At 71.6% G+C, this 12,060-nt stretch carries 9 protein-coding genes and 1 pseudogene; 5 read left to right on the top strand and 5 right to left on the bottom strand.

All coding sequences use genetic code 11. The annotated features are described in order from the left end of the window. Positions 1-114: 114 nt before the first annotated feature. Entirely contained in the window at positions 115-1,329 is a 1,215-nt protein-coding gene (locus ACLZN2_RS41610) for an RNA-guided endonuclease InsQ/TnpB family protein (RefSeq protein ID WP_416984926.1), read from the bottom strand. A gap of 412 nt (positions 1,330-1,741) precedes the next feature. Here ACLZN2_RS41610 and ACLZN2_RS41615 point away from each other — a divergent pair, with 412 nt between their 5' ends. After that, positions 1,742-2,308, top strand: coding sequence for an RICIN domain-containing protein (locus ACLZN2_RS41615; protein WP_416984927.1), 567 nt, complete (start codon positions 1,742-1,744; stop codon positions 2,306-2,308). A 136-nt stretch (positions 2,309-2,444) separates the two neighbouring features. Here ACLZN2_RS41615 and ACLZN2_RS41620 read toward each other — a convergent pair. Further along, a pseudogene (locus ACLZN2_RS41620) lies at positions 2,445-2,603 on the bottom strand (ATP-binding protein); the annotation flags it as partial. A 143-nt stretch (positions 2,604-2,746) separates the two neighbouring features. Here ACLZN2_RS41620 and ACLZN2_RS41625 point away from each other — a divergent pair. Beyond that, positions 2,747-3,604, top strand: a complete 858-nt coding sequence (locus ACLZN2_RS41625) for a hypothetical protein (protein WP_416984928.1) — start codon at positions 2,747-2,749, stop codon at positions 3,602-3,604. A 160-nt stretch (positions 3,605-3,764) separates the two neighbouring features. Next, positions 3,765-6,905, top strand: a complete 3,141-nt coding sequence (locus ACLZN2_RS41630; RefSeq protein WP_416984929.1) for an ATP-binding protein — start codon at positions 3,765-3,767, stop codon at positions 6,903-6,905. Here ACLZN2_RS41630 and ACLZN2_RS41635 read toward each other — a convergent pair. The 3 genes from ACLZN2_RS41635 to ACLZN2_RS41645 are packed head-to-tail and all read right to left on the bottom strand — an operon-like array spanning position 6,886 to position 9,360. Next, complete coding sequence (locus ACLZN2_RS41635; protein WP_416984930.1) at positions 6,886-7,677, bottom strand: ABC transporter permease; 792 nt, start codon at positions 7,675-7,677, stop codon at positions 6,886-6,888. The genes ACLZN2_RS41630 and ACLZN2_RS41635 overlap by 20 nt on opposite strands. Next, positions 7,674-8,648 carry an ATP-binding cassette domain-containing protein gene (locus ACLZN2_RS41640; protein ID WP_416984932.1) on the bottom strand — a complete coding sequence of 325 codons (975 nt, stop codon included), beginning with the start codon at positions 8,646-8,648 and terminating at the stop codon, positions 7,674-7,676. The genes ACLZN2_RS41635 and ACLZN2_RS41640 overlap by 4 nt, the downstream gene beginning before the upstream one ends. A gap of 46 nt (positions 8,649-8,694) precedes the next feature. Beyond that, positions 8,695-9,360, bottom strand: a complete 666-nt coding sequence (locus ACLZN2_RS41645; protein WP_416984933.1) for a DUF4097 family beta strand repeat-containing protein — start codon at positions 9,358-9,360, stop codon at positions 8,695-8,697. 244 nt (positions 9,361-9,604) lie between these two features. Here ACLZN2_RS41645 and ACLZN2_RS41650 point away from each other — a divergent pair, with 244 nt between their 5' ends. Continuing rightward, the gene (locus ACLZN2_RS41650; protein WP_416984934.1) at positions 9,605-10,318 is read left to right on the top strand and encodes a helix-turn-helix domain-containing protein; all 714 of its coding nucleotides are present in this window, start codon (positions 9,605-9,607) and stop codon (positions 10,316-10,318) included. Between the two features lie 36 nt (positions 10,319-10,354). Continuing rightward, complete coding sequence (locus ACLZN2_RS41655) at positions 10,355-11,794, top strand: NAD(P)H-hydrate dehydratase (protein ID WP_416984935.1); 1,440 nt, start codon at positions 10,355-10,357, stop codon at positions 11,792-11,794. Positions 11,795-12,060: the final 266 nt, after the last annotated feature.

A 12,060-nucleotide genomic window follows, 5' to 3' on the forward strand; every position in this document is an offset into this window, starting at 1 on the left:
GGCGGGCCGACACCCATCGGGGTCGGCCCGCTTCGTGCCTGAGTCGCTGCCGGCCCGGAGTACGAACGTGGATCTTTGAATCCTCCCCTCCCTGAAGGGGAGGGGATTCCTGGCTCAGGCAGCCTCTGGGAGCAGCGCTCCGGGAGGTCTTACGCCCTCGGCACCAGCCGGGTTGAGACCAGCCCGGACGAGCATCACACGGGCGGAGTTCTTGTCCCTGGGGGAGACGGCTCCGCACGCGGTGCAGGTGTAGGTACGTTCGGACAGCGGCAGTGCGTGCTTGGTTCTCGCTCCGCACGACGCGCAGTCCATGGTGGTGTGCGCGGGGTGCACGAGGCGGACATCCCGCCCGTGCTTGCGGCCCATCTCGATCAGGGCCTTCTTCGTGGCGCCGATCGCGGCGTCGGCAGCTTTGCGGGCCATGGTGGTCCTGGCGAGGAACTTCGGACGGAAGTCCTCCACGGCGATGGCATCGTGGTCACGCACGACCTTCTTGGCCCATTTGCGGCCGGTGTCCTGCCGCTGCCGGGCGATCTTCGCGTAAGTCTTCGCCCGCCACTTCTTCGCCCCGCGGTAGCCCCTCGATCCGGCGTAACCCTTCTTCGGTTTGCGGCGGGCCATCATCCGGTCGTACCGCGACAGCTTCTGCCGGGCCTTCCTGCCGTGCTGCGCGTGGGGAAGATCGTGGGTGTTCGAGGTGGTGGTCGCGGTCTCTGTCACACCCCAGTCCACACCGATCACCGCGCCCGTGGCGGGGAGCGGCTGAACCTGGGCGGCTACCACGAAGGAGGCGTACCAGTGGCCGATGCTGTCGCGGTACACGCGCACGCTGGACGGCTCGGCAGGCAGGCCTCGAGACCACACCACGCTCAGCACGATGCCACCCGCGAGGTGCAGACGGCCGTCCTTCAGACGGAAACCGCGCCTGGTGTAGTTCAGCGTCGGCTCGGCTTCGCGCTTCTTCTTCCACCCTGGCATCCCGGCCCGCTGTCTGAGGGGCAGACGTTCCTTGATGTCCTTCTGCGCCTTCGCACGCGACTTGCCGAAGTCCCGGATGATCTGCTGCTGCGGCACCGAGCTCCCCCCGCGCAGCCACGGCGTGCGCTCGCGGGCCTCGGTCAGCATCTTGTCGAGCTGAGCCGGGCCGCAGGTCTGTCTGCCCTCGGGGTGCGCCTTGTTGTGCGCGTACACGGCCTTGGACTTGGCCACGCACTCGTTCCACGCCCACCGGCACCGGTCCCACTCCGCCAGCAGCGCCGCGCGGGCGGTCGACGACACACGCAGCCGGTAGGTGTACCGGGCATGCCCGCCCTCCTTCACCCCCGGCACAACATCCCCTCCCACGCCCCGCCCGCTCACACGGCTTTCACGACAAGACCGTACGTGCGACGTGCGTACACCCGTACCCTCCTCACGTCGGAGTCACCACAACCAGCGACCACAGGCACGCACGTTCGCTTCACCCGGCTCCGCCGGCGGTCCAGCGGGCGCTCCGCGCCCCGGGAAACCGGACACGGCGACACTCCGCGTCGCCGCCACAGGATGCGATTCCTCCCCGGCGTGAACGCCGGGGCATCCTCGCGAGAACGCAGGTGAAGCCCATCCCCGAGAAGGGTCGTTTCTGCACGTCAGGGGCCCGTCTTCACCCGCGTGAGTGATCCCCAACAGGACAGAGTCGGGGTTGAATCGCAGATGCCACAGGCGAACAGCCCGTGGCATTCAGACGAAGGGGCAACTCTCCATGACCCTGCCGACTCGACAGCACATCCTCGTTGGACAGCGCGTCCTCGCCCTCTGTGCCGCGCTCGCGGCGCTGATCGGCCTGGCGCTCAGCACTCCCGCCCAGGCGGCGCCCGCCGCCGCCATCGCTCCCTCGGGGCCCGTGGTGATCACCAGCGTGGCCTACACCAACTACCTCATCCCGGACGACGCCACAGGCGGCAACAACACGTACCTGCAGGTGTACTACCGGGCCGACCATCCGTTCCCGCGCACCTTCCGGTTCACCCCGACCCGGACAGCGCAGGGCGAGACCGTCTACGAGTGGACGATCACCACCACCGGTAACTGCGCGGAGGTCCGGGGCGACGCCGGCACCTTCGTCCACCTGGCCCCGTGCCAGTCCACGAAGAAGGCTCAGTGGTGGCGGCTGCGGCCCACCACCGATGGTGATGCCTGGGCCCTGGTGCCCTACCTCAACGAGGACCTCGCGGTCACCGCCACCTACGGCGACGACAACGTCGCGCCCCTACGGGAGATGCCCGGCGGACGCGCAACCGCGTCCCAGCTGTGGTTCCTGACCGGCTGACACGGAACGCTCGTTCGGGGCGCCGAACAAGGCCATCGTGCGCTCCTCCGGTTGAACTTCCCGTTCAACAGGGGGACTTGCACGGTGGCCTTCACTTGTTCAGGGAGCACTCACCGGCAGTGGGCGCAGTCGATACTCAGGAAGACCACGCCGCGAGGAGTTCCGCCGGGCCGTACGCGGCGTCGAGCCCCGGGCGGTCGGTCCCGCTGCGGAAGACTGCGATCACAGGCACGGGAGCAGGCGTGAGCGCGGCGCGGTGCCGGTGCAGCGCCGCGAGATCGCGCCGGTCGAACGGGGGGATGGGGAATTGATTGCGCTCCGAGAAGCAGGTGGCAATCAACGTTCCGGTTGCCAACCTCGGTCATGGCGAGCCGCGGAACCCCTTGCTCTCCCGCGAGTGACCACCAACCCCACCGAGGAACTCAGGAGCGTACGCACGTGAGAATCACACTCAAGAAGGCGGGAGTCGCCGCTTCGGCCGGCGTCATGGCTCTCACCGGCCTGCTGTCCACCGCCGGTCCGGCCCAGGCCGCGGGGCCGATGGGCGCCCACAACATCCGGGGCATCGACCCGGGCAACCCCGACTGGCTGATCCACCTGTTCTGCGACCAGGGCCGGGCGGACGACATCCACTTCGGCGCGTACAACGTGAAGACTGGTGAGTTCCGCAAGGAGAAGGACTACATCGGCAAGATCAGCAGGAACCGCGCCCCTCGCGGCGACTGGGAGGTCTTCGCCGGCCGCTGCTACTACCCGCAGGCCTCCACCTGGACCTACACGGGCAAGGAGGAGCGCATCTCGCAGTGGATCGCCAACCGGGGCCGCACCGACGACAAGGAGACCTTCGTCCGCGGCTACTCCAGCAAGACCTCCGCGACGAAGAGCATCGGCGGCTCCCTCGACTTCGGCCTCGCCAAGAGCATCTTCACCGGCAAGCTGGGCGGCAACTTCAGCTACCAGTGGGGCTGGGAGGAGACCCGGTCGTTCGAGCGGCGCAGCGAGAAGTCCATCCCGCCCTGCACCCAGATCGCCGTGACGTGGAAGCCGTACAAGCGCGTGGTGCGCGTCAACCCGGTCATCGAGATCGGCTCGTACGCCTGGGAGAGGAACGGCAGGATCACGCAGGTCGGCACCTGGCGCGGCCGTGACGCCTCGTACAAGCGCATCTACTCGTACGGCTACTACATCGACGGCGTCTCCGACCAGCTCATCAAGACCTGGAACGGCACCAAGGAGCCCGACGGCGTGGAGAGCAAGATCGAACAGAGGCTCAACCCCAGCCAGTGCTCCCGCTGACGCGGCCACACCCTGACTCCCCGAAGGTCCCCGCCGCTCACGGCGGGGGCTTTCGTCCATCAGCGGACGTCGACCGGCGCTCGGTCCTGGCGGGCGGCCGGTCGAAAGCGGCAGTCGTCGAAGCAGCCGTCGAAGCACCCGGTGTCGATAACCTGACCGAGTGAAGACCGAGTTGACCCTCCTGTCGGGCGTGGCCTACCGCGGGCGGGAGATCACCGCGCCCCGGCTGCGGGGGCTGCTGGCGCTGCTCGCGGGTGAGCTGCGCTCCGGTTGCAGCACCGCGAGGCTGGTGGACGGGCTGTGGCAGGACGAGTTGCCGGCCAACCCGGCAGGCGCGCTGCGGATCCTGGTCTCCCGGGCCCGCTCCCAACTCGGGGCCGACGTCGTCGTCAGCACCCCGACCGGCTACCGGCTGGCGCTGGATGAGGAGCAGGTCGACAGTTCGGCGGTGGTGCGGTGCGCCGAGGCGAGTGTCCGGCAGGCACGGGCAGGGGATCATGCCGCCGCCCTGGCGAGCGCGGAGGACGGCCTTGTCCTTTGGGTCGCGGCGCCGGACTGCGAGGCCGCGCCGGGCGACCCTGTGGCGGAGCTGCGGGCCGAGCGGGCGCCGCGCTACCACTCCCTCGTCCGCTCCCGTGCGCTCGCGCTCGCCCGGCTGGGGCGGCGGGGCGAGGCCATGGCGCCGCTGACCGAGGTCTTCGCCGGGGCGCCGCGTGACGAGGAGGTACTGGCCGAGCTGCTGCGCGCCGAGGCGGCCACGGCCGGGCCCTCGGCGGCGCTCGCCCGCTACGAGGCGTACCGGCGCGAGCTCCGCGACGATCTCGGCACCGACCCGGGCGGCAGGCTGAAGGCCGTGCAGCAGGAGCTGCTGCGGACCGAGGCGCCCGTGGTCCGGTACGGGGTGCCGCACGATCCGAATCCGCTGCTGGGACGGGACGAGGATCTCGCGGCGGTGGCCGGGCTGTTGCGCTCCTCCCGGCTGGCCTCGATCGTCGGCCCCGGTGGGCTGGGCAAGACGCGGCTCGCTCACGCCGTCAGCCGGCGGGCGGAGCAGCGGGTGGTGCACTTCGTGTCGCTGGCCGGGGTCCGTGCGGACGAGGACGTGGCCGGCGAGGTGGCGTCGGCGGTCGGTGGCGGGGAGGCGCCACGCGGTGGCGGCGGGGCGTACGGCGGTGGGGGGTACGGCGGCGGGGCGGATGTGCCCGCCGGGATCGTCGCCGCGCTCGGCGCCGGCCCCGCGCTGCTGGTGCTGGACAACTGCGAGCAGGTCGTCCGGGGCGCCGCCGACCTGGTGCGGGAGCTGGTGGCACGGTCCAAGGACCTTCGGGTACTGGTCACCAGCAGGGCACCGCTGGGGCTGAGTTCGGAAACGGTGTACCAGCTGCCGCAGCTGGGCCCGGCGACCTCGATCGAACTGTTCGAGCAGCGGGCCCGGGCCTCGCGCCCCGATGTCGAGCTGCCGCCCGACGCGGTGGCGGAGCTGTGCCGGCATCTGGACGGACTGCCGCTCGCCCTGGAGCTGGCGGCGGCACGGGTGCGGGTGTTGTCCGTACCCGAGATCGGCCGCCGCCTCGGCGACCGGTTCGCGCTGCTGCGCGGCGGGACCCGGGACGCACCCGAGCGGCACCGCACCCTGCACGCGGTCGTTGAGTGGAGCTGGAATCTGCTGGAGGAGGACGCGCGGGCGGCGCTGCGGGCGGTGTCGGTCTTCCCCGGCGGCTTCGACGAACAGGCGGCGGAACGACTGCTGGGCGACGGCGGCGACGCGCTGTACCTGCTGGAGCAGCTGGTGGACCAGTCGCTGCTGAAGGCCGTCGACACCACGGCCGGGATCCGCTTCCACATGCTGGAGACGGTGCGGGAGTTCAGCGCCGCCCGGCGGGCGGCCGCCGGGGAGGAGGAGGTGGTCACCGACCGGTTCCTCGGCTGGGCACGGGACTTCGGACTGGCCAACCACGACCTGATGGCCGGCCCCGAGCCGCTGCGGCACTGGGCGCGGCTGCGCGCGGAGCAGGACAACCTCGTACTCGCCCTGCGGTATGCCCTCGCCCGCCGGGACCAGGCCACCATCGCGTCGGCCGGCGCGGTGCTGGCCGGCATCTGGCTCACCGACGCCACGAGCTTCCACCGGGTCCTGACCCTGGCCACCGACACCGCGGCGCCGCTGTCGCACTACCGCCCCGACGCACGGCACACCGAGGTCACCCGCACCCTCAGCGCCATCTGCACCGCCGCCCCTTTCATCGGGTACGGCCCGCTGCGGGCGCGCCATCTCGTCACCCTGCGCAGGCTGCCGCCCGCGGAGCCGGACACCCTGCTGCGAGCGCTCGCCGTCGTGCTGTGCGCCCTTCCGGACATGCGCCCGCCCGGCTACGAGGCGCTGCGGGAACTGTGCGCGAGCGAGGCGCCCCTGCTGGCGGGCGTCGCCGAGTGCGTGGCCAGCTATCTCTGGGAGTACGAGCACCAGCCGGAGCGTGCTCTGTCCTCCGCCCGGCGGCTGCTCACCGCGGTCGACGCCGTGCCCAACCCGTCGCTCAGGCTGCTCGGCCACTCCCGGTGCAGCGAGCTGTGCGCGGACGCCGGTCTCGGCGAGGAGGCGTACCGGCATCTGCTGGCCGCGCTGGAGACCCTGGAGCACCTGAACGACCAGTCGCCCATGACGGGCCTGCACCGGGGGCTGGCGCTGGCCTGCCTGCAGCGCGGCGAGCCGGACGAGGCCGAGGAATGGCTGCGGCGCGTGGAGCGGAGCCAGCCGGCCGAGCAGACCTCGGCCGTCGCGACCGACCTGGCCGCCTGGGCCGAGATCGCGCTGGCCCGCGGGCTGACCGAGCTGGGTCTCAAGCGGTGGCGGACGGCCGTGGAGCGGCTGCGCGGGGGCGACTCGCCGGCCGTCGACCCCACGATGGACGTGTGGGCGCGGGCGATGGCCGCCTATGCGGTGGCCGCGCACGCGTACGCCGGGCGGCTGGGGCCGGTCGCCGGACTGGTGGCCGAGCTGGAGGGCCGGCTGCTCGCCGACGGCTCCCACCCGGCCGGGGAGAACCCGCAGTCCGGCATCGACGTACTGGCCCTCGGTCTGGTCCGGCTCACCGCGGGCGACACCTCCGCGGTACGGCTGCTGGCACTGGCGCGGCGGATGCATGTGCCGCAGACGTTCCCCACGATGTCCGCCGACCGTGTCCGGCGGGCCGCCGAGGAGGCCGACGGGGCGGCGTACGCCGACGCGGTGTCGGAGTACGCCGCCCTGGCGTGGGACGGGTTGTGGGAGGCGACCCGCGCACTCATTTCGGGTCGCGGTTGAACTGTGCTGTCGACCAGCGGTGGCCCAGCGCGGTCAGGCCGACGCACCAGGCGAGCGCGATCCACCCGTTGTTGCCGATCCCGGTGCCGAGCAGCAGGCCGCGCAGGGTCTCGATGGCCGGGGTGAACGGCTGGTACTCGGCGATCGGCCGGAACCAGCTCGGCATCGTGTCGGCCGGGATGAAGGCGCTGGAGATGAGCGGCAGGAGGATCAGCGGCATCGCCATGTTGCTGGCCGCCTCGGGGTTCGGACTGGCCAGGCCCATCCCGACCGCGATCCAGGTGAGCGCCAGGGCGAACAGCGCGATCAGCCCGAACGCCGCCAGCCACTCCAGGGCCGTGGCGTCCGTGGACCGGAAGCCGATGGCCACGCCTACGGCACCGACGAGGACCACACTGGCGATCGACTGCAGCACGCTGCCGAGGACATGCCCGACGATCACGGAGCCGCGGTAGACGGCCATCGTGCGGAAGCGGGCGATGAGGCCCTCGGTCATGTCCATGGAGACGTACACAGCGGCCCCGATCACGGTGCTGCCGATGGTCATCAGCAGGATGCCGGGAACGATGTAGGCGATGTAGTCGGAACGGTCCGCGCCCCCGCCGCCGATGCCCGTGCTCATCACGTCGCCGAAGATGTAGACGAAGAGCAGCAGCATCATGATCGGTGTGAGCAGCAGGTTCAGGGTCCCGGACGGGTAGCGCCACGCGTGCAGCAGGTTGCGGCGCAGCATCGTGGAGGAGTCGCGGACGACGAGGGAGAGGGCGTTCATCGGGCGGACTCCTTCTGCTGGTTCTGCTGGTTCTGCTGGGCGGGGACGTCGGCCGGGCCGGTGAGGGCGAAGAAGACGTCGTCGAGGTCGGGGGTGTGCACGGTCAGCTCGTCCGCCTCGATGCCTGCCGAGTCCAACCAGTCGAGGATGGCGCGCAGTTCGCGCTGGCTGCCGCCGCTGGGGATCTGCAGCGCCAGCGCCTCGTCGTCCCGGGTGACCTCGCGCAGTTCGACGGCGGCGTGCTGGTACGCGGCGGGGTCGGTGAAGCGGAGCCGGACGTGTCCGCCGGGGACGATCCGCTTCAGTTCCTCGGCGGTGCCCTCGGCGGCGATCGTGCCGTCGTGCAGGACGGCGATGCGGTCGGCGAGTTCGTCGGCCTCCTCCAGGTACTGCGTGGTGAGGAAGACGGTGACGCCGTCGGAGACGAGTTCGCGGATGATCTGCCACATGGTGTGGCGGGAGCGGGGGTCGAGGCCGGTGGTCGGCTCGTCGAGGAAGATGATCCGGGGGCTGCCGACCAGGGTCATGGCGATGTCGAGGCGGCGCTTCATACCGCCGGAGTAGGTGGAGGCGGGCTTCTTCGCGGCGTCGGTGAGGTCGAAGCGTTCCAGCAGCTCGGCGGCGACCCGCCGTCCCTCCCGCTTGGGGAGGTGGTGCAGGTCGGCCATGAGCCACATGTTCTCCTCGCCGGTGATCAGGCCGTCGACGGCGGAGAACTGACCGGTGACCCCGATCGCGGCGCGTACCGCCTGCGGGGCGGCGGCGAGGTCGTGGCCGCCGACGCGGATGTCGCCGGCGTCGGCGGTGATGAGGGTGGAGAGGATCTTGACGGCGGTGGTCTTGCCGGCGCCGTTCGGGCCGAGGAGGGAGAAGATCGTTCCCTCCGGGACGGCCAGGTCGACGCCGTCGAGGACGGTCTTGTCGCCGTAGGACTTGCGCAGTCCAGTCGCGGTGATGGCCAGGTCGGTCATGAGAGGTGCCCCCTGTTTTCTTCTCAATTGCTGAGTGGCTGCGGATTCACAGGCTGCGGGCGGTGATGTCGCCGTAGGTGGTGGTGGCGCGGATGTCGAGTTCGGTGGTGCCGTCGTTCTTGAGGGCGTTGCTGACGCGGCCGTGGCCGGTGCTCGCGTCCAGGGCGGCGGAGGCGCCGGCGGCGGCGGTGACCGCGATGTCGCCGGACTGGGTGGTGAGGACGACCGTGCCGCGTGCGGCTTCGGCGATACGGATGTCGCCCCTGGCGGTGCTGATCAGTGCGGCGCCGCCCAGGCGGCCGATCTCGATGTCCCCGTCGATCGCGGTGAGGTGGACGCTCGCGGCCTCGTCGATCTTGATCTGACGGTGGGCCCCGTCGAAGGCGAGGTCGCCGAGGCGTCCGACGCCGCGGAGTTCGGCTGCGGCGGACCTGCCCTCGACGCGGGAGCCGGCGGGCAGCTTGACGGTGACGTCGACGGATCCGGTGTGGCCGAGGATCCGGTTCTTCGGCGCGGGGGCCTCGATCCGCAGGACGCCGTCGGCGTAGGTGACCTCGATCTCCTCGGCCGCCTTCACGTCGCGGCTCTTGGCGGCGTCCGAGGGCCGGACCTCGACCGTGGTGTCCATCCGCTCGGCGGCGATGAACTGGACGCGTCCCGCGGGGATGTCGAGGACGGTGGAGACCGGGGCGGGGGTGTCGAACTTCTGCATCGTGCTCTCCTTGGCTCGTCGTTCCTGGCGTTCCTGTTCCTGTCGTTTCCGACGATGGAAAAGCTACGTTGCGTTCATGGATTCGGCAACAAGCTTGTTGCGTGAGTTTGATGTATGTGCAGGTGAGAGCTAGGAAATCGTTGCAATGTGCTGAAGGTTAATGCAACATTCCCGCTCTGCTCGTTGCAATGGGGTGAAGGTGAACGCTATGCTGCGGGTGCCACGAACCATGAAGGAGGCCGCGATGCCGGGAGGCCGACTCACCCAGCAGGAACGCCAGCAGATCGGGCTGGGACTGGCCGACGGTCTCGCCTACGCGGAGATCGCCAGGCGTCTCGACCGCCCGACCTCGACCGTCACGCGCGAGGTGATGCGCAACGGCGGTCCCACCGCCTACCGCGCCGACCTCGCCCACCGCGCCACGGAACACCGCACCCACCGGCGCAGGCAGACCGCGCCCCGCGGGCCGGACACGTCCCCGCAGGCCCACGGACGCGACGCCGAGGCGGTGCGCGCGTACGAGGAGACGCTCACCACCGTCTTCATGCAGTCCGGCACGCCCAAGATGACGGCCCGGGTACTGTCCGCCATCTGCATCAGCGACGCGGGCAGCCTCAGCGCGTCCGAACTCGTCCAGCGCCTCCAGGTCAGCCCCGCGTCCGTCTCCAAGGCGATCACGTTCCTGGAGGAACAGGATCTCGTCCGCCGGGAACGCGACGAACGCCGCCGCGAGCGCTACGTCGTGGACGACGACGTCTTCTACCAGTCCATGATCGCCAGCGCCCGCGGCACCGCCCAGGTCGCCGAGACCGCACGGCAGGGCGTCGGCGTCCTCGGCTCCGGCACCCCGGCCGCCGTCCGCCTGGAGAACATCGCCCGCTTCCTCGACTTCGTCTCCGAGAGCATCACCCGCGCCGCGGACCAGGCCCGCGAAATCCTCCACACGAAGCGCAACTGACACGACGTCCAAGGGCGTTGGTGTGAGACTTGCGTCATGCGTACTGCCTTCTGTGTGGACACGGTCCGGAGCGCGGAGCGGGAGCTGATGGGGCGGCTGCCCGAAGGGGCGCTCATGCAGCGGGCCGCCGCCGGGCTCGCCGCCGCCTGCGCGGAGCTGCTGGGGCGGGTGTACGGGCGGCGCGTCGTGCTGCTCGTGGGCAGCGGGGACAACGGGGGTGACGCCCTGTACGCGGGGGCGCGGCTGGCCCGGCGGGGGGCCGGGGTGAGCGCGGTGCTCCTCGCGCCCGAACGGGCGCACGGCGGGGGGCTCGCCGCGCTGCGGCGGGCGGGGGGTTCCGTGGTGGTGGGGGCGGAGGATGCCGAGGCGGTCGTACGGCGGGCCGATCTCGTCGTGGACGGGATCGTGGGGATCGGGGGGAAGGGCGGGCTGCGGCCGGACGCGGCGCGGGTCGTCGCCGCCGTCGAGCGGTCCGGGGCCGCCGTCGTCGCCGTCGACCTGCCCAGTGGGGTGGAGGCGGACAGCGGGGAGGTGCGGGGGGCCGCCGTACGGGCCGATGTCACCGTCACGTTCGGGACGCACAAGCCCGGGCTGCTGATCGATCCAGCGCGGGAGTACGCCGGGGTGGTGCGGTTCGTCGACATCGGGCTGGGGGACGTCCTGCCGGACGAGGCCGACCTGGAGGCGCTGCAGCACGCGGACGTCGCCGCGCTGCTGCCGGAGCCCGGCGGCGAGAGCGACAAGTACCGGCGGGGGGTGGTGGGGATCGCCGCCGGGTCCGCGCGGTATCCGGGGGCCGCCGTACTGGCCGTCGCGGGGGCCCTGCGGGGCGGGGCGGGGGCCGTACGGTACGTCGGGCCGGCCGGGGGTGCCGTGCTCGCGCGGTTCCCGGAGACGCTGGTGTCGGACCGGGGGCCGGAGAAGGCGGGGCGGGTGCAGGCGTGGGTGGTGGGGCCGGGAGCCGGGGACGACGCCGGGACCGTGGCGGAGGTGCTCGGGATCGATGTGCCGGTGCTGCTGGACGCGGACGGGTTGCGGCTCGCCGAGCGGGGGGCTGTGCGGGGGCGGAGCGCGCCCACCTTGATGACGCCGCACGCGGGGGAGGCCGCCGCTCTGTTGGGGGTGGCTCGGGAGGAGGTCGAGGGGGCTCGGTTGGCCGCGGTGCGGGAGCTGGCGGGGCTTTATTCGGCGACGGTGCTGCTGAAGGGGTCGACGACCCTGGTCGCTGATGCGGGTGGGGGAGCGGTGCGGGTGAACGCGACGGGGACGCCGTGGCTGGCCACCGCCGGGAGTGGGGATGTGTTGTCGGGGCTTGCGGGGTCGTTGCTGGCGGCGGGGTTGTCGGCGGTGGATGCGGGGAGTGTGGGGGCGTATCTGCATGGGCTGGCGGGGCGGTTCGCGGCGGCGGGGGCGCCGGTGGGGGCGCATGACGTGGCGGAGGCGATTCCGGGGGCCTGGCGGGATGTACGGCGCTGAGGCCGGGCTTTTCTCGCCCCCGCCGCCCTTACCCTTCCCATCCCCCAGGGGGCTTTGCCCCCTGGACCCCGGATCGGCCCTGAACGGGCCTCGTCCTCAAACTCCCCCAGAGGGGGCACCCCCAGACGGGCTGGAATGCAGTGAGCGGCGTTGCCGGGCGCAGCCCCCTCCGGGTGGGTGGGGGATCGGGATGGTGCGTGCTCGTCCTCAAACTCCCCCAGAGGGGGCACCCCCAGACGGGCTGGAGTGCGGTGAGCGGCGCTTGC

It is taken from the genome of Streptomyces sp. T028 (assembly GCF_048159505.1).
In the GTDB taxonomy this organism is placed as follows: Bacteria; Actinomycetota; Actinomycetes; order Streptomycetales; family Streptomycetaceae; genus Streptomyces.

What these genes read in the sequence shown, in the direction of transcription:
- ACLZN2_RS41615 (WP_416984927.1), top strand. Translation starts at nt 1,742, where the DNA reads ATGACCCTGCCGACTCGACAGCACATCCTCGTTGGACAGCGCGTCCTC.
- ACLZN2_RS41635 (WP_416984930.1), bottom strand. Translation starts at nt 7,677, where the DNA reads ATGAACGCCCTCTCCCTCGTCGTCCGCGACTCCTCCACGATGCTGCGC.
- ACLZN2_RS41640 (WP_416984932.1), bottom strand. Translation starts at nt 8,648, where the DNA reads ATGACCGACCTGGCCATCACCGCGACTGGACTGCGCAAGTCCTACGGC.
- ACLZN2_RS41645 (WP_416984933.1), bottom strand. Translation starts at nt 9,360, where the DNA reads ATGCAGAAGTTCGACACCCCCGCCCCGGTCTCCACCGTCCTCGACATC.
- ACLZN2_RS41650 (WP_416984934.1), top strand. Translation starts at nt 9,605, where the DNA reads ATGCCGGGAGGCCGACTCACCCAGCAGGAACGCCAGCAGATCGGGCTG.
- ACLZN2_RS41655 (WP_416984935.1), top strand. Translation starts at nt 10,355, where the DNA reads ATGCGTACTGCCTTCTGTGTGGACACGGTCCGGAGCGCGGAGCGGGAG.